The following is a 19,623-nucleotide window of genomic DNA, read 5'->3' as shown; positions in this document are numbered from 1 at the left end:
CACCGGGCGGCTGACACAATGGTCGGCATGTCCGATGTCGCCCGCCGCCCACGCGTGCTTTCCGGCATTCAGCCGACCGCCGACTCGTTCCACCTCGGCAACTATCTCGGCGCCGTGCGCAACTGGGTGGCGATGCAGGAGACGCACGACGCCTTCTACTGCGTCGTCGACCTGCACGCGATCACCATGGGGCACGACCCCGTGGCGCTGCGCAACCGCACCCGCATCTCGGCCGCCCAGCTGCTGGCGCTCGGGCTCGACCCCGAGCGGTGCACGCTGTTCGTCCAGTCCCACGTGCCCGAGCACGCGCAGCTCGGCTGGGTGCTCAGCTGCATCACCGGGTTCGGCGAGGCCGGCCGCATGGTGCAGTTCAAGGACAAGTCGGCCAAGGCGGCCGACAGCACGACGGTCGGCCTGTTCACCTACCCGATCCTGCAGGCGGCCGACATCCTGCTCTACCAGGCCGACCAGGTGCCCGTCGGCGAGGACCAGCGGCAGCACCTCGAGCTGACCCGTGACCTGGCCCAGCGCTACAACACCCGCTTCGGGCGCACGTTCACGGTCCCCTCGGCCTACATCCTCAAGGACACAGCCAAGATCACCGATCTGCAGGACCCGACGGCCAAGATGTCGAAGTCGGCCTCCTCGCCCAACGGCATCATCGAGCTGCTCGAGGAGCCAGCCCGCTCGGCCAAGAAGATCAAGTCGGCGGTCACCGACACCGGCCGCGAGATCCTCTTCGACGAGGAGAACAAGCCCGGCGTGAGCAACCTGCTCACCATCTACGCCGCGCTGACCATGCGGACCATAGACGAACTGCTCGAGCAGTACGACGGCCGCGGCTACGGCGACCTGAAGAAGGACCTGGCCGAGATCGTGGTCGACTTCGTCAAGCCGGTGCAGGAGCGCACCCGGGCCTACCTGGAGGACCCGGGCTACCTCGACAAGGTGCTCGCGATCGGCGCCGACAAGGCCCGCGCGGTGGCCTCGGTGACGCTGGCCGAGGCCTACCAGCACATCGGCTTCCTCAGCCCGACCCGCGGTGCCTGACCTCCTCACGACGCGGATCGGCGTCGCGATCGACATCCCCGAGCCGTGGGGCGAGCAGCTCACCCGGCGCCGGGCCGACGCCGGTGACCCGCAGGCGGCCTACACCCCGGCCCACGTGACGCTGCTCGGCCCGACCGAGGTGCAGACCGAGGCGCTGCCCCGCATCGAGAAGCACCTCGCCGCCGTCGCCGCGGCGCAGGAGCCCTTCACGATCCACCTGCGCGGCACCGGGACGTTCCGGCCGATCACCGAGGTCGTCTTCGTGACGCTCGCGGTCGGCATCAGCGAGTGCGAGCTGCTGGCCGAGGCGATCGTCAGCACCGGCGACATCCACCGCGGCTCGCGCTTCCCCTACCACCCGCACGTGACCATCGCCCAGGACGTGCCGGCCGCCGCGCTCGACGCCGCGTTCGACGACCTGGCCGGCTTCTCGGCGAAGTTTCCCGTGCCCGCGTTCACGCTGTTCTCCCACGGTGGCGAGGGTCCCTGGCGCCGCCGCCGGGACTATCCGCTCGGCCAGCCGCTCGCGGAGGCGTGACGTCGGTTACGGTCGGCGCGTGAATCCGGTCGATCGGGCGTACGAGGCCGCCGAGTCTCGCATCATGTGGCTGCGCCACCGGTCCCGGTATTTCGACCACCTCAGCCGGGCCGTCGTGCGGTACATCGACGTGCAGGGCGGGCGGCTGGCCGCGGCGATCGCCTACTACGGCTTCTTCGCGGTGTTCGCGCTGCTGCTGATCGGCTACTCGATCTTCGGCATCCTGCTCGACAACAACCAGGACCTGTTCGACATCGTCCGCGACTTCCTGCGGGTCAACCTGCCGTTCCTCGACATCACGGCGATCCTGGAGAGCGGCCGCACGGTCGGCATCGTCGGCATCGTCGGCCTGACCTTCACCGGCATCGCCTGGGTCGAGGCCATCCGCTCGTCCCAGCGGCTGATCTGGCGGCTCAACGAACAGCCCGGCTACATCGGCGTCCGGCAGGCCCTCGATCTGCTCGTGCTGCTCGGCATCCTGGTGCTGCTGGCGATGTCCCAGCTCGCCGTCTACGGCCTCAACCTGCTGCTCGACTGGATGGCCCACGGCATGGTCCGCTCGACGGCCGGGCTGCTGCTGACCGTGGCGGTCAACATGTTGCTGGCGGCGGCGCTGCTGGCCGCGGTGCCCCGGCTGCGCATGACCGTGCGGCGGATCGCCCCGCCGGTGCTCCAGGTCGGCATCGGCATCACGCTGCTCAACACCGTGGGCCGATCCTTCGTGGGCCTGGTGCAACGCAATCCCGCCTACGGCCTGGTCGGCTCGGCCGTCGGCGTGCTGGTCTACCTGTACGTCTTCAACCAGCTGCTGCTCTTCGGAGCGGCCTGGGCCGCCACCAGCCCGCACGGCCGGGTGGTGGACCTGTCAGCTGACGATAAAACTGCCCCCGTGGGGCAAAATACCTGGATTCGGCACACCGGCCCGGAATGATGAGCCCGTGGGCACACTCGTGACATTGGACCTGCCGGCCGGCTCGCCGGTGGCCGACCTTCCCTGGGTCATCACGATCGGATCGCTCGGCGACGAAGAGGACTGGGAGCCGGTGGTCTGCGGGCCCTACGAGCGCGCCCACGCCCTCGCGCTGGCCCAGGCCGTGGTGGCCGACGAGCAACTGATGGCGGTGGTCGAGCCGCTGCTGCCGCGCGCGGACGCCGACGCCATCCGCGACGAGATCGACCTGGCCCGGGCCGCCGTCGAGACCCCCGGCGACGGCGACGCCGACGTCGACGACGAATACGAGACCCGACGAGTACGCCCGGGCCGCCCACCCAGCGAGGCCGAGGTCCGCGAGGGCTGGTCCCGGATAGCCGCCCGCCTCACCGCCGTCTGAAGCGTCGTTCTTCAGGCCGGGCGGTTGTAGAGCGCCTGCATGCCGCGCAGGTAACCCTCCCGGCTGGGATTGCCGATGAGCAGCCGCTGCAGGCCATAGCCCGGCAGCATCGAGTAGACGGCGCTCGTCACCTCGTCCAGGTCGGCCCCCGCGGGCAGCTCCCCGGCCTCCGCGGCGTGCTCCACCAGCACCCGCAGCCGTGCCCGCAACCCGGTGTATCGCTCGTGCACGATCGCGCCGATCGCCGGATCGATCGTCGCCTCGGCCCACACCTGCAGCGCGATCGGCAGGGCGCCGTCCGGCCCGGTCTGCTGGTCGATGACCTCCAGGAGCAGCGCCATCGACTCGAACAGCGGCAGTCGCCGGCTCGCCACCTCGTCGATCTGCGCGCTGATGCCGCCCACCACTCCCTCGGCGATGGCCGCGATGATCTCGTCCTTGGACTTGAAGTAGCGGTAGACGGCACCGACCGAGAGGCCCGCCTCCTTGATCAGGTCCTGCATGGACGTGGTGTGCAGCCCTTTGCGCAGGAAGCAGGCGCGGGCCGCGGCGAGGATCTGCTCGCGGCGGGCGGTGAGGTGGTCTTCCGAGACACGTGGCACGCCCCACATCTTAAAACGAACGCTCGTTCTTGACACGCCTTCGTGGTGAGGGGCACGCTGAGGGACATAAAAGAACGAGCATTCGTTTTAGGAGGCCGTCATGCACCGCAAGCCCCTCGCCGCCGGCGTGCTCATCGCGATCATCGTGGTGGCCGTCCAGGCCCTTCTCGTCCCGCTCTTCGCCGCTCCGGCGGCCAACCTCGCGCCCCATGACCTGCCGGTCGCGGTCGCCGGCCCACCCGCGCTCACCGTCCAGCTCGAGGCCGCGCACCCCGGCGCGTTCGCCGTGCACCCGGTCGCCGACGCGACCGCCGCCGACGCCGCCATCAAGGACCGGGACGTGTACGGGGCCATTCTGGTGACCCCGGCCGGCCCCGAGGTGCACATCGCCTCGGCCGCCTCGCCCACCGTGGCCGCCCTGCTCACCCAGGCCGCCGCCGGGCTCGGTCCGCAGGTCCCGGTGCGCGACGTCGTGCCCTTCGACGCCGACGACGCGCGGGGCGCCGGGTTCGCCGGCGGCTTCCTGCCGCTGGCCATCACCAGCCTGCTGGCCGGTGTGCTGGTCTTCCTGCTCGTCCGCCGGCGCGCCGCCCGGCTGCTGGCGCTGCTCAGCTACGCCGTCCTGGCCGGCTTCTCGGTCGCCGCGGTGCAGCAGGGCTGGCTCGACATCCTGCCGGGCGGATACTTCGCGGTCGCGGCCGCGGTCGGCCTGTTCGCGCTGGCCGTGTCGGCCGCGATGACCGGTCTCGCCGCCGTGCTCGACCGGGGCGGGCTCGGGCTCGGGGCGCTGGTCATCTTCCTGGTCGGCAACGCGCTGGCCGGCATCGCGGCGGCCCCGGAACTGCTGCCGCAGCCGTGGGGCGAGCTCGGCCAGTGGCTGCCGATCGGGGCGGGCGCCTCGCTGCTGCGGTCGGTCGCCTACTTCGACGGCGGGGGTGCCGCCTTCGCAGTCGCGGTGCTCTCGGCGTACGCGATCGGGGGTCTGCTGTTGACCCTGATCGGCCGTCGCGGGCTCGCGCCGGCCGACGCGACCGCCGCCCCGCAGCACAGCGACGACCGGCCCGACCTGGTCCCGGCGGCCTGATCGGCCGCTGCGACCATGAGGCAATGGTCATCACCAAACGATGGGCGGTCTTCCTGGCGGCGGTCGGGGTCTGGACGTGGGTCATCTGGCCCCGGTTCGGCCTGGCCATCTGGCAGGACGACCGCTCGTTCACCGGCGGGCGGCCGACCGCCTTCCTGCTGATCCACGCCGTGCTGATCGGCGCCTCGCTGGCGATCGGCACCACGGTGGGCGTTCTCGGCGTAAAAGCCTGGCGGAAGTCCTGATCCGGCCGCAAGGTTTCTGGCCGGTTACCGCGCGGGCCGATGATTTGCCGCACTAACGGATAGAAGCGACGCCTCGTGTGCTCCGCGGTTGCGGGCGGATAACGGTGCGCCAACAGTCCGGACCAAACTACCGACGCCGTTCTGGCCTGCGGCTACGCTCTCGCGGTGAAGACTCACCGGCGAGTGTCGGTGCGCGTTGGAAGGAGGGCGTCTTGCGCCCAGTACGTGGGAACCGGCTCGTTGCGCTGCTCGCGGCAGGTGGGCTGACGCTCGCCGCCGCGGCCTGCAGCGACGCGCCTGACGAGACCCCTGCCGGCGGCAGCTCCAGTGCCGCCGCTGCTGCATACAAGGCCTGCATGGTGACTGACACCGGCGGCATCGACGACAAGTCCTTCAACGCATCCGCGTGGGCCGGACTCCAGGCCGCCAAGGCCCAGGCGCCCGGGGTCGACCCGAAGTACGTCGCGTCGACCGCCGAGGCCGACTACGAGCCCAACCTGCGCGGCTTCGTGACCCAGAAGTGCAACTTCATCCTCTCGGTCGGCGGCCTCATGGGCGACGCCACCAAGGCGGTCGCCGCGCAGAACACGAGCCAGCAGTTCGGCATCGTGGACAGCTCGATCCAGGGCGCCACGAACGTCTACCCGATGCAGTTCGCCACCCAGGAGGCCGCGTTCCTGGCCGGTTACCTGGCCGCGGGCTTCTCGAAGTCGCAGAAGGTGGCCACCTTCGGCGGCCTCAAGATCCCGCCGGTGACCATCTTCATGGATGGTTTCGCCGACGGCGTCGCGCAGTACAACAAGGCCAAGGGCAAGAACGTCCAGGTGCTCGGCTGGGACAAGGCCAAGCAGAACGGCAGCTTCGCCGAGGACTTCGCCAGCCCGGCCAAGGGCAAGGCGCTGGCCAGCACGTTCGTCGCCCAGGGGGCCGACGTGATCATGCCGGTCGCCGGCGGTACCGGTCTGGGTGCGGCCGAGGTCGCCAAGGGCTCCAGCGGCAAGGTGTCGATCGTCTGGGTCGACCAGGACGGCTGCAAGAGCGCGGCTCAGGACTGTGACGTCTTCCTGACCACCGTGGTCAAGAACATCACCGACGCGGTCGAGAAGGCCGTCGTCTCCGGCGCCACCGGTCAGCCGCTGGCCGCCTCGCCGGGTTACAAGGGCACGCTGGAGAACAACGGTGTCTCGCTGGCGCCGTACAACCAGTTCGACAGCAAGATCGACCAGGGTCTGAAGGACGAGGTCGAGAAGCTCAAGAAGGACATCATCGCCGGAACCATCAAGGTCGAGTCGGCCAGCGCCCCGGCCTGAGCAAACAGTTAGGTAGCATTCGGCCGCCGCTCGACCGCGAGAGTTTCTCGTGGTCGTGCGGCGGTTCCACTTGTTCGGCAACCACCCAAAGAAGTCGAAGTCAGGAGATTCCGCTGAGACTCGAGTTGCGCGGCATCACCAAGCGCTTCGGCGACCTGGTGGCCAACGATCACATCGACATCACCGTCGAGCCCGGTGAGGTGCACGCCCTGCTGGGCGAGAACGGCGCCGGCAAGTCGACGTTGATGAACCAGCTCTACGGCCTGTTGCAGCCGGACGAGGGCGAGATCCTGGTGGACGGGGAGAAGAAGGTCTTCCGCAGTCCCCGCGACGCCATCGCGGCCGGCATCGGCATGGTCCACCAGCACTTCATGCTGGTCCCGGTCTTCACCGTGGCCGAGAACATCGCGCTCGGCGCCGAGGAGGTGCGCGGCGGCCCGCTCGGCTGGCTCGACCGCCGCCGCAGCCGCCGCGACGTGCTCGAGACGTCAAAGCGTTACGGCCTGCCGGTCGACCCGGACGCCCTGGTGGAAAACCTGCCGGTCGGCGCGCAGCAGCGGGTCGAGATCGTCAAGGCCCTGACCCGCGACGTCGACCTGCTGATCCTCGACGAGCCGACCGCCGTGCTCACCCCGCAGGAGACCGACGAGCTGCTCGCGGTCATGCGCTCGCTGGCCGAGACCGGCAAGTCGATCGTCTTCATCACCCACAAGCTGCGCGAGGTCAAGGCCATCGCCGACCGGATCACGGTGATCCGCCGCGGGCGCACGGTCGGCACCACGAGCCCCGACACCTCGACCGACGAGCTGGCCGCCCTGATGGTCGGCCGCGACGTCAGCCTCGAGGTGACCAAGACCCCGGCCGACCCCGGCCGCGAGGTGCTCGAGGTCTCCGGGCTGATCGTCGAGGACGACCGCGGGGTCCGCGTCGTCGACGGCGTCGACCTGGCCGTCCGCTCGGGCGAGGTGCTGGGCATCGCGGGCGTGCAGGGCAACGGGCAGACCGAGCTGGTCGAGGCCATCATGGGCCTGCGCGAGTCCCGGGCCGGCTCGGTCGTGCTCGAGGGGCAGAACCTGGCCGGCCGCACCACCAAGCAGGTGCTGCGTGCGGGCGTCGGCTACGTGCCGGAGGACCGCAGCCTCGACGGCGTGGTCAAGGACTTCACGGTCGCCGAGAATCTGGTGCTCGACCTCTACGACCGGGCGCCGTTCGGCAACCGTTTCTCGCTCAATCCCAAGGCGATCGACGAGTCCGCCCGCGAGCGGGTGGACCAGTTCGACATCCGCACCTCGTCACCGCACTCGACGGTCGGCACGCTCTCGGGCGGCAACCAGCAGAAGGTCGTCGTGGCCCGCGAGATGTCGCGCCCGCTCAAGCTGCTGATCGCCTCGCAGCCGACCCGCGGGGTGGACGTCGGCTCGATCGAGTTCATCCACAACCAGATCATCCACGAGCGGGACGTCGGCACCGCCGTGCTCGTGGTGTCGAGCGAGCTGGACGAGGTGGTCGGCCTGGCCGACCGCATCGCGGTGATGTACCGCGGCCGGATCCTGGCCGTCGTCTCCCCGGACATGCCGCGCGAGGAGATCGGTCTGCTCATGGCCGGCGTCGTCACGCAAGAAGCAGAGGACACGGAGTGACCACCGAAGCCCCGGAAAAGCAGCCGGCCAAGAAGGAGGAGCAGGAGGAGTCGTTCGTCAAGCTTTTCCTGCACAACCTGTGGTCGGCCAACACCGTCGTGGTGACGATCCTGTCGATCTTCCTGGCGCTGCTCATCGGCGCGGTGCTGATCGTCATTTCCGACTCCGAAGTGCTCGCCACGTTCTCGTACTTCACCTCCCGGCCCAGCGACGCGCTCACCGCCAGCTGGGATCTGATCAGCCAGGCCTACGCCGACCTGTTCAAGGGCGCGATCTTCGACCCGGCCGCGGTCCAGGCCTGGTTCGACGGCTCCGGTGACTGGAAGACCGCGCTCAACCCGCTCTCCGAGACGCTGACCTACGCGGCTCCGCTGGTCTTCACGGGTCTGTCGGTGGCCATCGCGTTCCGCGGCGGCCTGTTCAACATCGGCGGCCAGGGCCAGGCGGTCATCGGCTGTGTCACCGCGGGCGTGGCCGGCTTCGCCATCGGGCTGCCGGCCGGTCTGCACCTGGTCGTCGCGCTGGCCGCCGGTCTGATCGGCGGCGCCCTCTGGGGCTTCCTGCCCGGCCTGCTCAAGGCCCGCACCGGCGCCCACGAGGTGATCACCACGATCATGCTCAACTACACGGCCACGCTCTTCCTGGGCTGGCTGATCCTGCAGAACGGCGTGCAGGACCCGGATCGCACCGACGCGGTCAGCAAGACCATCGAGTCCACCGCCGGGTTGCCGGCCCTGCCCCAGCCGCTGCGGGTGCACCTGGGCATCGTGCTCGCCGTCCTGGTCACCGCCGGGGTGGCCTGGCTGGTCAACCGGTCCTCGTTCGGCTTCGAGCTGCGCGCCGTGGGCGTCAATCCGCCGGCCGCCCGCACGGCCGGGATGAGCGTGGGCCGCACCTACATCAAATTGATGGTCGTGGCCGGGGCGCTGGCCGGGCTCGGCGGCGCGGTGCAGGTGCTCGGCACCGCCGACCGGCTGACCGGTCAGGTGGCCGGCAACATCGGCTTCGACGGACTGCTGGTGGCCCTGCTCGGCCGCAACAAGCCGTGGGGCACGCTGTTCGCCGCGATCCTCTACGGCGGTCTGCGCGCGGGCGGCAACCTGATGCAGGTCGACGTGGGTGTCTCGCTCGAGCTCGTCACCGTCCTGCAGGCCCTCATCGTGATCTTCATCGCCGCTCCGGCCCTGGTGAAGGCGATCTTCCAGCTCCGCGATGCGCGCACCGCGCGGCTCGGCACGTCCATGGCGAAGGGGTGGTGAGCGGCGTGTCGACCGCTACCGCGGAGGAACTGGCCGAGGCGACCGCCCCGGACAGGTTCTGGAATCGGCAGCGCCGCCTCGGCGCCGCCCTGGTCATCATCGGCCTGATCGCGGCGGTGATCTTCGGTGCGCTGGCCGAGTCGGCGACGGCCCGCTTCACGATCAGCGAGGACGCCGAGGGTGCCGCGCTCTCGATCAACGGCCAGCTCGGCGCCATCCTGTTCGGCGTCGTGACGATCGCGGCCGGCGGCGCGCTGCTGGCCGGCGTGGCCAAGCGCTGGCAGACCGTGCTGCTCAGCCTGGGCATCGTGACCTTCGTCTTCTCGTTCCTGTGCTGGCAGGTGGCCGGCAAGTTCCTCCCGCTGGTCGACACGGCCAGCGGCTCACTGGAACTCGCCCTGCCACTGATCCTCGGGGCCCTGGCCGGTGTGCTCTGCGAGCGCTCGGGCGTGGTCAACGTGGCCATCGAGGGCCAGTTCCTGATGGGCGCGTTCGGCGCGGCCCTGGTCGGCACGCTGGCCACCAGCGTCTGGGCCGGTCTGATCAGCGCGGTCGTCGGCGGCGTCATCATCGCCTCGCTGCTGGCCGTGCTGGCCATCCGCTTCCTGGTCGACCAGGTCGTCGTCGGCATCGTGCTCAACCTGCTCGCGCTGGGCATCACCGGCTTCCTCTACGAGCGGCTGATGCAGCCCGACGCCCTGAAATACAACTCGCCGCCGCGGCTGCCCGAGTGGCGCATCCCCGGTCTGGCCGACATCCCGGTCGTCGGGCCGGTGCTGTTCGAGACCAACCTGCTGGTCTGGCTGGCGCTGGCGCTGGTCCTCGTCATCCACTTCGGCCTCACCCGCACCCGCTGGGGTCTGCGCACCCGGGCGGTCGGCGAGCACCCCACCGCGGCCGACACCGTGGGCATCCGGGTGCGCGGCCTGCGCTACACGAACGTGCTGCTCGGCGGGGTCGTGGCCGGGGCCGGTGGCGCGTACTTCACGCTGGTGTCGACCGGGGCGTTCAACAAGAACATGACGGCCGGGGCCGGCTTCATCGCGCTGGCCGCCCTGATCTTCGGGCGCTGGACGCCGTTCGGGGCGCTGGGGGCGGCGCTGTTCTTCGGCTTCGCGCAGAAGCTGGCCAACTACCTGAGTGCGGTCGGCAGCCCGGTGCCCAACCAGTTCCTCAACATGCTGCCGTATCTGGCGACGATCATCGCGGTGGCCGGTCTGGTCGGCCGGGTGCGCGCGCCCGCGGCCGACGGTGTGCCCTACGTCAAGAGCTGACGTCCGGGCACGTCAGGCACAATTTGCAGCATGGAGATCGACTGGGCTGGGTTGCGGGCTGCCGCGACCGATGCCATGCGGCACGCGTACGCGCCTTATTCCGACTTCCCGGTCGGTGCGGCCGCACTGGTGGACGACGGCCGGGTGGTCGTCGGGTGCAACGTGGAGAACGCGTCCTACGGCGTGGGGCTGTGCGCGGAGTGCGGGCTGGTCAGCCAGCTGCACATGACCGGCGGCGGGCGTCTGGTGGCGTTCTCGTGCGTCGACGCCACCGGCGGCCCGCTGATGCCGTGCGGCCGCTGCCGCCAGCTGCTGTGGGAGAACGGTGGCCCCGAGATGCTGGTCGAGTGGCACACCGGGCCGCTGCGGCTGGCCGAGTTGCTGCCGCACGCGTTCGGTTTCGAGGACCTGGAACGGGTCAACGGCGTCGCCCAGGGCCCCGAGGTGCCGCCCGAGCTCGCGAAATGGCGCGGCCGGGGCACCGTTTTCGTGCACCCCGACCTGTCCGGCGGCGAGACTGTCTGGACGGGGTACTGGGAGCGGTCCGGCGGCAGCCCGGCCGAGAGCGACGCCGAGAAAGGCGTCCTCGAGGAGGGGCCCAACTTCCCCGTCGCGGCCGAGGCCGTGGCCTGGGGCCGGGTGCGCACCCCGCGCGTCGTGGTCGTGGACGCCGAGGGGGCACTGGCCTGGGCCGGCGAGGGTGCGCCGCCCGAGGGCATCCCGGTTCTGTGGGAGGACAGCAATGACTGAGTTCGCCGCGGTGGACGTCATCCGGGCCAAGCGGGACGGGCACGTGCTGAGCGACGCCCAGATCGACTGGGTGGTCGACGCGTACACCCGGGGTGCGGTGGCCGACGAGCAGATGTCGGCCCTGGCCATGGCGATCCTGCTGCGCGGCATGACGCCGGCCGAGATCGCGCGCTGGACGGCCGCGATGATCGCCAGTGGCGAGCGGCTGGACCTCTCCGCGATCACCCGCCCGACCGCCGACAAGCACTCCACCGGCGGCGTCGGCGACAAGATCACGCTGCCGCTGACCCCGCTGGTCGCCGCCTGCGGGGCCGCCGTGCCGCAGCTCTCCGGGCGCGGTCTCGGGCACACCGGCGGCACGCTCGACAAGCTCGAGTCGATCCCGGGCTGGCGGGCCTCGATCAGCAACGACGCGTTCAAGCGGCAACTGCAGGACGTCGGCGCGGTGATCTGCGCGGCCGGTGAGGGCCTGGCCCCGGCCGACCGCAAGCTCTACGCGCTGCGCGACGTGACGGGCACGGTCGAGGCCATCCCGCTGATCGCCAGCTCGATCATGAGCAAGAAGATCGCCGAGGGCACCGGCGCACTCGTGCTCGACGTCAAGGTCGGCACCGGCGCCTTCATGAAGGACCTGGAGTCGGCCCGTGAGCTGGCCACCACGATGGTGCGGCTGGGCCGCGACAGCGGCGTCACCACGGTCGCGCTGCTGACCGACATGAACACCCCGCTCGGCCTGGCCGTGGGGAACGCGATCGAGGTCACCGAGTCGGTCGAGGTGCTGGCCGGTGGCGGCCCGGCCGACGTGGTCGAGCTGACCCTGGCCCTCGCCCGCGAGATGCTCACCGCCGCCGGGATCAGCACCGACCCGGCCAAGGCCCTCGAGTCGGGCGCCGCGATGGACACGTGGCGCGCGATGATCCGCGCCCAGGGCGGTGACCCCGAGGCGCCGTTGCCGGTCGCGCGCGAGACCGAGGTGCTGCGGGCGACCGCCGACGGGGTGGTGAGCAGCGTCGACGCGTACGGGATCGGCATCGCCGCCTGGCGCCTGGGGGCCGGCCGGGCCCGCAAGGAGGACCCGGTCAGCTTCGGCGCCGGCGTGCTGCTCAAGGTGAAGCCGGGCGACCAGGTGCGGGCCGGCGACGTGCTGCTCGAGCTGCGGACCGACGACCCGGCCCGCATCCCGGTCGCCCGCGACGAGGCCGCCGAAGCGGTTGTCATCGGTGCCGAACAGCCGACTCTTACCAATCTGGTGCTCGACCGCATAGCCTGACGCACCATGCAGAAGGGTGTCCCCGACCCGCGCGCCGTCCGGGAGGCCAGCCTCGACGAGGTGGCCCGGCTCGGGCTGCCGCTGCCGCCACCCGGGTTCCCCCTGGTCTGGGAGCCCGGTGACACGGTCGAGCTGCGTCCCACGCCCGAGCTCGAGGCGCGGGCCGCGGTGCTGCACGTGGTTGTGGCGCGCTGCTTCGGCATGCCCACCGAGGCCGCGATGAGCTGGCTGCTCGGATCGCGGCTGGTCGATCTGGTCACACCCCCCGAGTGGCAGTTCGTGATCGGTGCGAAAGGGGACCACCGGTCGTTCGTGCTGCATCACGACGCCGTGTTCGCGCTGGCCTGGCTGCTCGGGCTGAGCGCGCATCTCGACCCGACCGCCCCGCCCGAGGCGCGGATGATGGCGCAGATGCCCGACCTGCCGGCGGGGGAGACGTTCGGGCAGTGGCGGTCGCGGTCGCTGATGTCGCCGCGCGATCCGGTCGAGGCGGCCGTCCTGCTGGATCTCTACTACTGCCTGGACTGGGCTTTCCAGGAGGCCGAGCAGGCGGGCGTGGAGTTGCCGGGGGAGATCGACGGCAACGCCATCGGGCAGCGGAGGTGGGCGCTGGAGTGGGCGGTCATGTTCCACGGGCCGTACCACGACAAACCCGCCGAATGGGAAGAAGTGGATCTTTCTGTCTGACGAGGGCCGCAGATCAAGATCCATGTCGTAGCGGGGTGGGGGGTGCGAATCGCTGCTCCCGCCGAGGGCCGCGACGTGGCGAGCTGGCCGCTGGCGCGTCCAGAGCGCTCGCCCCGTCACGGCGACGTGCGTGAGTGGTCGCGCTCAAACCGGGCGGTAGGTCGTCACCAGTACAGAAGCGGTCACCCGGGTTGATTCGAGTTCGAGCGACGCGGCTGCGGCGTGGTGGGCGCTCGGGGTCATGCCGATCAGGGTGCGGGCCTCGGCGGCGGTCAGGTTCAGCTCGCGGCGCAGGGGCAGCGTTGCGACGGGCTTGAAGTGCTCGCCCAGGGACTCCTGGGTGCGGGCGGCCTTGTCGGGGTCGACGTGGATCAGGTCGTGGGCGGAGATCAGCTCTTGCAGGTGGTCCGGCTCCGGGGTCACGACGAGCAGGAGGCCGTCGGGGCGCAGGATGCGGTGGAACTCGGGGCCGTTGCGCGGGGCGAAGACGTTGAGGACGACGGTGGCCACGGCGTCCGCGATCGGCAGCGGACGCCACAGGTCGGTCAGCACCGCCGCTGCCCGCGGGTGGGCCCGGGCGGCCCGGCGCAGCGCGGGCTTGGAGACGTCGAGGCCGAGCCCGGTCGCCTCGTCCGCCGCGTCGAGCACCCGGGAAAGGTAGTGACCGGTGCCGGTGCCCGCGTCGACGATCAGGCCCGGCTCGGCCGAGCCGGCCAGGGCGCCGGCGATGAAGTCGTAGTGGCCGGCGGCCAGGAAGGCGGCCCGGGCGGCGACCATGTCCGCGGTGTCGCCGACGTGCGGCATGCGGCCCGCGGTCAGATCGGCGTAGCCCTGCTTGGCCATGTCGAAGCTGTGCCGGGAGGGACAGCGCAGCGTTCGCTCCGCGCGCTCGAGCGGCTGCCGGCAGACCGGGCATCGCAGGTACGGCAATGCTCCGTCGATCATTGGTCCCCTGCCTCTAGGCTCGTCTGATGGCCGCCATCTCATTCTCCGACATCGTCCCGGCGCCCAAGGCGCTGCTGCACGACCACCTCGACGGGGGTCTGCGCCCCGCCACCATCGTCGAGCTGGCCGAGCGTGTGGGCCACGAGCTGCCCACGACCGACCCGGTCGCGCTGGGCGAGTGGTTCGTCGCGGCCGCCGACTCCGGCTCGCTGGAACGCTACCTGGAGACGTTCGCCCACACCGTCGCCGTGATGCAGACGGTCGAGGGGCTGCACCGGGTGGCCAAGGAGTGCGCCCTCGACCTGGCCGCCGACGGCGTGGTCTACGCCGAGGTGCGCTACGCGCCCGAGCAGCACCTGGAGCGGGGCCTGACCCTCGACGAGGTGGTCGACACGGTCAACGCCGGCCTCGCCGAGGGGGCCGCCGAGGCGGCCGCGCAGGGCACCCCGATCCGCGTCGGCGTGCTGCTGACCGCGATGCGGCACGCCGCCCGCTCGCAGGAGATCGCCGAGCTGTCCGTGCGCTACCGGGACGCGGGTGTCGTCGGCTTCGACATCGCCGGCGCCGAGGCCGGTTTCCCGCCCACCCGTCACCTGGACGCCTTCGAATACCTCCAGCGTGAGAATTTCCACTTCACCATCCACGCCGGCGAGGCCTTCGGCCTGCCGTCGATCTGGCAGGCCATCCAGTGGTGCGGCGCCGACCGGCTCGGTCACGGTGTGCGACTGGTCGACGACATCACCGGTACGCCGGCGGCGGGCGACGCCATCCTCGGCCGGCTGGCGGCGTATGTGCGCGACAAGCGCATCCCGCTCGAGCTGTGCCCGTCGTCCAATGTGCAGACCGGCGCGGCCCCGTCGATCGCCGAGCACCCGATCGGGTTGCTGCACGACCTGCGTTTCCGGGTGACCGTGAATACGGACAACCGGCTGATGAGCGGTACTTCCATGTCTCAGGAGATGGCGCTGCTCTCCGAGGCCTTCGGGTGGGGCTGGGCGGACCTCCAGTGGCTGACGATCAACGCGATGAAGTCGGCGTTCATCCCGTACGACGAGCGGCTGGCGATCATCAATGACGTCATCAAGCCTGGTTACGCCAAGCTTCTCGGCTGACCGGACCGACTTGTAGATATTCGCCCGGCGGCAACCGGGATTGCCGGTTCGGCGGCACTGATCATCCGTTCGGCCACAATGGTGCCTACAAACATTGCGAAATCGGGCATCTCACCTTGCCGATCGTTCGCGACCGCGCCATCGTTCCTCCTGCCGCGATCCTTTACGATCGGGCGCGATCGTTCGGCGTAACCCCCGCGCCGGCTCGGTTGACCTGGGTGACACAGAGACAAGCGCACATCTACATACCGTGATATTGACCGGCGACGTCCCCGCTTCGGCGGAGCAACATCGCGTCACACAACCGGTCCGTGTCCGGCGGCTCTTTCTCTTTGACACTCGTCGTGATGGAATCTCGGGGGCCCAACGCGGCAGTCGGCCGTGTGCGGCGCCCGGCGAGCCGAGTGCCGGGGCCCGAAACAGGAGGACGGTGACGTGAGCAAGCGCCCCAAGACGGCGACCGGCGTCATGTCGCGTCTCCGTCGCCCGGCCGATCGGCTGCGAGACCTGCCGATCTGGTCGAAGCTTGGCTTGATCATGTTGGTGCCCACCCTGGCGACGATCATCGTCGGCGTCAGCGGCCTGGTCGACCACATCGAGGAAGCCAACAACGCGGAGCGCGCCCGCACCCTTTCGGTGCTGTCGGAGGCGGCCGGTGGTCTCGTCGACCACCTGCAGAACGAACGCGCCTACGGCATGATGATCAAGACGATCAAGGACAAGAAGAGTCCTGACTACGTCAAGGCCAAAGAGTCGTACAGTGCCGAGCACGCCCAGGTCGACGCGGCCAAGGTCCCCTACGCGCAGCAGAAAGCGGCTCTCGACGACGTCCCCGACAACGTCAGCACGCTGCTCCTCCGCCTCGATCGCAACCTCGAGGACCTGCCCGCCCAGCGCAGCCAGATCGCCAACGACCGGCCCGGCGCCGACACCGACGTCGAGAACTACACCAAGCTGATCGAGGACCTGCTCGGTGTGCGTGACGCCGCCGCCCAGCTGGCCAGTGACACCGAGCTGAGCGACCACCTGCGGGCGGTCGCCGCCGTGGCCCGGGCCAAGGAATACATCGCCCAGCAGCGCGACCTCGGCCACGAGGCCCTCGGTGAGGGTCAGCTGACCTCCGACCTGCGCCGCGACTTCCTGCTCGCCGACACCGGTTACACGCTCGCCGGCACGACGCTGCACTCGGTCGGCTCGGACGCCGACGTCGCCGCCTTCGACCGGGTCGAGAACTCGCCGGCCGGCACGTTCGCCACCAACTACAGCCGCCCGCTGCAGAACCTGCAGGGCGCCAACGTGCGCAACATCCCGTTCAACACCGCCAACTGGGAGCGGGCGATGATCGGGTACAGCAAGGAATACCGCACGATCGAGTCCAAGATGGACGGCGACATCGTCGTCGAGGCCACCGACCTGCGCAACGACGTGAACCGGCGGGTCTTCATCGAGACCAGCGTGCTGCTCGGCATGCTGCTGCTCGCCATCCTGTTCGCCTGGCTGGTCGCCCGGTCGATGGCCCGCTCGCTGCGGGAGCTGCGGCAGGGTGCCCTCTCGGTCGCCCAGTTCGGCCTGCCGCACGCGGTCAGCCGGCTGCGTGATCCGCAGCTGTCCACCTCGCTCACCCCGGCCCAGCTGGCCGACCAGATCGCCGAGCCGCTACCGGTACGCAGCCGCGACGAATTCGGTCAGGTGACCGAGGCGTTCAACGCGGTTCACCTCGAGGCCGTGCGCACCGCGGCCGAGCAGGCCGCCCTGCGGGCCTCCGTCGCGACGATGTTCGTCAACCTCGCCCGCCGTTCCCAGATCCTGGTCGACCGGCTCATCGGTCACCTCGACCGGCTGGAGCGCGGCGAGGAGGACCCGGACCGTCTGGCCGAGCTCTTCCAGCTCGACCACCTGGCCACCCGGATGCGCCGTAACGACGAGAACCTCCTGGTTCTCGCGGGCGCCGACTCGACCCGTGTGCAGCGGGAGCCGGCCGCCCTGATCGACGTGCTCCGCGCCGCCCAGTCCGAGGTCGAGCACTACACCCGCATCGAGTTCGGCATGATCGACCGGGACATCGAGGTAGCGGCGCACGCCGTCAACGACATGGTCCACCTGGTCGCCGAGCTCTTCGACAACGCGACCGCCTTCTCGCCGCCCAACTCGACGGTCATCGTCGAGGCCCGGCGGCTGGGCGACGACGCTCTCCTCTCGGTGGAGGACCGCGGCATCGGCATCAGCCGCGAGCAGCTGCGCGAGCTGAACGAGCGGCTCGCCAACCCGCCGATGGTGGACGTGGCCGTCTCCCGCATGATGGGCCTGGTCGTGGTCGCCCGGCTGGCCAACCGGCACGGTGTCCGGGTCGAGCTCCGCCCGGCCGACACCGAGCGCGGCACGGTGGCGGAGGTCGGCCTGCCGCTGTCGGTGCTGACCCCGAGCCAGGGCCAGAACGCGCTGGCCACCGGTGGCCGCGCGCAGGTCGGCGCCGGCTACGACGAGCAGGGCCGGCCGGGCATGCCCGAGCCGCTCGCGCTCGAGAGCGGTCGCGGCGGCTTCCCGAGTGGCAGCTACCCGACCGGTCGCCCCTTCGACCCCAACCCGCCGATGAACTCGGGCGGCATGCTGGGCACCAATGGACGCTCGGTGCCGGCGTGGTCCGACCTCACCGGCGCGCCGTCCAACGGCTTCGGCTCCAACGGCTCGCTCAACGGCGGCAACGGGAACGGCAACGGCGGCAACGGCGGCAACGGGAACGGCAGCAACGGCTTCTACGGCCCGCGCAGCAACGAGGTCATCCCGCCGCTGCCCTCCGGCCCCGGCGGTCCGCCGTCGTCGCCGCAGGGCTTCGGCAGTCCCGACGGGCTCCCGCAGCGCCGCAACGGCGACCAGTTCCGCACCGACGGCGAGACCAACGGCTTCGGCGCGACCATCCCGCGCCAGCTCCCGGCCAACCCCGAGACCCAGGGACGCAGTCCGTTCGTCCCGCCGGTGTCGGCCCCGCCGGTGCCGCCGGTCTCCGCTCCGCCGGTGCCGTCCGGCCCGCCCTATGGTGGCCGTCCGATGTCGTCGCCGCCCGGATCGGAACCGCCGGTCTCGGCCCCGCCGACCAGTGCTCAGCCGGCCGCCTCGGTGGCGCCCCCGGCCTGGCCGCCGGTCGCCCCGGAGCGTGACAACCCGGCCCCGCACGTGCCCGAGAGCCTTGCCGCGGCGCTCGACATGACCGCCGAGCTCCCGCGTTACCGGCCCGAGCAGCGGGGCGACCAGCGTCCGCAGGTCGAGCGCCCGACGAATCCGCAGACCGCGCCGATCCCGGCCTCCGCCCCGCCGGCCTCGCCGGTGTCCGCGGTGCCCACCTCGGGTGGTCCGCAGACCGAGGCGGAGCGCGCCGAGGCTCAGCGGGCGTCCGCGGCAGCCCGGGCGGCTCACGAGGTCGCCGCGGCGCAGGCGGCCGAGGCTCAGGCCACAGCCGCCGCCCAGATCGCCGCGGCGCAGGCCGCTGCCCGCCAGCGGGACAACAGCCAGGGCCAGTTCGCCGACGAGACGATGGAGCTGCCGATCTTCCGGGAGCTCGAGTCGGCCTGGTTCACCACTGCCCGTCCGGCCGATGCCAAGCCGTCGACCAACGGGCTCGACGAGCCGGTCAGCTCGCAACGGATCCCCACCGGGGAGCCGTCGCGATCAATCGGCGTGCCACAGCAGGCCGTCTCGCCCGAGTCGCGCGACCGCGATCCGGCTACTGTTGGCGCCGGTGCCATCAACGGCGCCGCGTCGAACGGCGCCAGTGCGAACGGCAGCATGGCCACGAACCCGTGGCAGACCGCGGCCGACACGGGCTGGCAGGCCGCTCAGGCGGCGGCTGAGGTGGCGGTCGACTCCACGACCACGGCGGGTCTGCCCAAGCGCACACCGATGGCGCAGCTCGTCCCCGGTGGTGTCGATCGGAACGACACCTCCGTTCAGCGCCGTACCCCCGAAGGTGTCCGCGGGCTGTTGTCCGCCTACCACCGGGGTGTGCAGCGCGGTCGCACCAAAGAATCGACCAACCCGGAGGAGACTCCGGGAGGGCAGCAGTCCTCGCAGGCTGGCAAGGAGCATGAGGCATGACATCTACGCAGGATCTCGGTTGGCTGCTGGCCAACTTCGCCGACCGCGTTCCCGGCGTCGCACATGCGATCGCGGTCTCCGCTGACGGCCTGCTCCTGGCGGCCTCACGGGACCTTCCCCGGGACCGCGCCGATCAGCTGGCAGCCATCGCCTCCGGCCTGGTCAGCCTCACTCAGGGCGCCGCTCGGTGCTTCGAGGGTGGCGCCGTGCTGCAGACGGTGGTCGAGATGGACAACGGGTTCCTCTTCCTGATGTCCATCTCGGACGGGTCGTCCTTCGCGGTGCTCGCGGCGCGCAGCTGCGACGTCGGTCAGGTGGGCTACGAGATGGCCCTCCTGGTCGACCGTGTCGGCGAGGCCCTCACCCCCCGCGCCGCGTTCCGCGGCCGGGGTCCTCGGCTGAACGGGCAGCCGGCCGATTATTTCGGCCGCTGTTCA

The 19,623-nt window shown here is 70.8% G+C and carries 17 protein-coding genes and 1 pseudogene; 16 read left to right on the top strand and 2 right to left on the bottom strand.

Translation table 11 applies throughout. The annotated features are described in order from the left end of the window. Positions 1–27 precede the first annotated feature (27 nt). The 4 genes from trpS to NAG42_RS03485 are packed head-to-tail and all read left to right on the top strand — an operon-like array spanning position 28 to position 2,919. Positions 28–1,050, top strand: coding sequence for a tryptophan--tRNA ligase (gene trpS, locus NAG42_RS03500; RefSeq protein WP_250027828.1), 1,023 nt, complete (start codon positions 28–30; stop codon positions 1,048–1,050). Beyond that, positions 1,043–1,588: a 2'-5' RNA ligase family protein gene (locus NAG42_RS03495; protein ID WP_250027826.1), complete on the top strand. Its 546-nt coding sequence runs from the start codon at positions 1,043–1,045 to the stop codon at positions 1,586–1,588. Before trpS ends, NAG42_RS03495 begins: the two co-directional genes overlap by 8 nt. Before the next feature lie 19 nt (positions 1,589–1,607). Next, positions 1,608–2,519 carry a YihY/virulence factor BrkB family protein gene (locus tag NAG42_RS03490; protein ID WP_250027824.1) on the top strand — a complete coding sequence of 304 codons (912 nt, stop codon included), beginning with the start codon at positions 1,608–1,610 and terminating at the stop codon, positions 2,517–2,519. Positions 2,520–2,526: 7 nt separating this feature from the next. Then, positions 2,527–2,919 carry a hypothetical protein gene (locus NAG42_RS03485; RefSeq protein ID WP_250027822.1) on the top strand — a complete coding sequence of 131 codons (393 nt, stop codon included), beginning with the start codon at positions 2,527–2,529 and terminating at the stop codon, positions 2,917–2,919. An 11-nt stretch (positions 2,920–2,930) separates the two neighbouring features. On the opposite strand, the gene NAG42_RS03480 is transcribed toward NAG42_RS03485, so the two are convergent. Beyond that, positions 2,931–3,521: a TetR/AcrR family transcriptional regulator gene (locus NAG42_RS03480; RefSeq protein WP_250027820.1), complete on the bottom strand. Its 591-nt coding sequence runs from the start codon at positions 3,519–3,521 to the stop codon at positions 2,931–2,933. Between the two features lie 100 nt (positions 3,522–3,621). On the opposite strand from NAG42_RS03480, the gene NAG42_RS03475 reads away from it, so the two are divergent. The 9 genes from NAG42_RS03475 (at position 3,622) to NAG42_RS03435 (ending at position 13,040) form a co-directional block, all read left to right on the top strand. Then, on the top strand, positions 3,622–4,605 hold the full coding sequence (locus NAG42_RS03475) for a hypothetical protein (protein WP_250027818.1): 984 nt from the start codon (positions 3,622–3,624) through the stop codon (positions 4,603–4,605). 23 nt (positions 4,606–4,628) lie between these two features. After that, a complete protein-coding gene (locus NAG42_RS03470; protein WP_250027816.1) occupies positions 4,629–4,850 on the top strand; it encodes an SCO4848 family membrane protein in 222 nt (73 codons plus the stop codon). A gap of 212 nt (positions 4,851–5,062) precedes the next feature. Continuing rightward, positions 5,063–6,160: a BMP family lipoprotein gene (locus tag NAG42_RS03465; protein ID WP_250027815.1), complete on the top strand. Its 1,098-nt coding sequence runs from the start codon at positions 5,063–5,065 to the stop codon at positions 6,158–6,160. Between the two features lie 125 nt (positions 6,161–6,285). Next, positions 6,286–7,800, top strand: a complete 1,515-nt coding sequence (locus NAG42_RS03460) for an ABC transporter ATP-binding protein (protein WP_284044697.1) — start codon at positions 6,286–6,288, stop codon at positions 7,798–7,800. After that, on the top strand, positions 7,797–9,059 hold the full coding sequence (locus NAG42_RS03455; RefSeq protein WP_438872353.1) for an ABC transporter permease: 1,263 nt from the start codon (positions 7,797–7,799) through the stop codon (positions 9,057–9,059). Before NAG42_RS03460 ends, NAG42_RS03455 begins: the two co-directional genes overlap by 4 nt. Positions 9,060–9,064: 5 nt before the next feature. After that, on the top strand, positions 9,065–10,333 hold the full coding sequence (locus NAG42_RS03450; RefSeq protein WP_250027813.1) for an ABC transporter permease: 1,269 nt from the start codon (positions 9,065–9,067) through the stop codon (positions 10,331–10,333). A gap of 30 nt (positions 10,334–10,363) precedes the next feature. Further along, entirely contained in the window at positions 10,364–11,083 is a 720-nt protein-coding gene (locus tag NAG42_RS03445) for a cytidine deaminase (RefSeq protein WP_250027811.1), read from the top strand. Further along, entirely contained in the window at positions 11,076–12,353 is a 1,278-nt protein-coding gene (locus NAG42_RS03440; RefSeq protein WP_250027809.1) for a thymidine phosphorylase, read from the top strand. The genes NAG42_RS03445 and NAG42_RS03440 overlap by 8 nt, the downstream gene beginning before the upstream one ends. 6 nt (positions 12,354–12,359) lie before the next feature. Beyond that, a complete protein-coding gene (locus NAG42_RS03435; protein WP_250027807.1) occupies positions 12,360–13,040 on the top strand; it encodes a DUF4272 domain-containing protein in 681 nt (226 codons plus the stop codon). 144 nt (positions 13,041–13,184) lie between these two features. On the opposite strand, the gene NAG42_RS03430 is transcribed toward NAG42_RS03435, so the two are convergent. Continuing rightward, on the bottom strand, positions 13,185–13,985 hold the full coding sequence (locus NAG42_RS03430; RefSeq protein WP_250027806.1) for a putative RNA methyltransferase: 801 nt from the start codon (positions 13,983–13,985) through the stop codon (positions 13,185–13,187). 26 nt (positions 13,986–14,011) lie between these two features. Here NAG42_RS03430 and NAG42_RS03425 point away from each other — a divergent pair, with 26 nt between their 5' ends. From NAG42_RS03425 to NAG42_RS03415, 3 genes and pseudogenes are all read left to right on the top strand, one after another. Continuing rightward, positions 14,012–15,097 (top strand): adenosine deaminase, encoded by a 1,086-nt coding sequence (locus tag NAG42_RS03425; RefSeq protein WP_250027804.1) that lies wholly within the window; start codon positions 14,012–14,014, stop codon positions 15,095–15,097. A gap of 435 nt (positions 15,098–15,532) precedes the next feature. Continuing rightward, positions 15,533–19,186 (top strand): sensor histidine kinase, encoded by a 3,654-nt coding sequence (locus tag NAG42_RS03420; RefSeq protein ID WP_250027802.1) that lies wholly within the window; start codon positions 15,533–15,535, stop codon positions 19,184–19,186. Then, positions 19,183–19,588 (top strand): annotated as a pseudogene (locus NAG42_RS03415) (roadblock/LC7 domain-containing protein). The gene NAG42_RS03420 and the pseudogene NAG42_RS03415 overlap by 4 nt, the downstream one beginning before the upstream one ends. Positions 19,589–19,623 lie beyond the last annotated feature (35 nt).

The organism is Paractinoplanes maris, assembly GCF_023544465.1.
Lineage (GTDB): Bacteria > Actinomycetota > Actinomycetes > Mycobacteriales > Micromonosporaceae > Actinoplanes > Actinoplanes maris.
The sequence above is the reverse complement of the archived record's forward strand: the minus strand, read 5'-3'. Positions and strand labels throughout refer to the sequence as shown.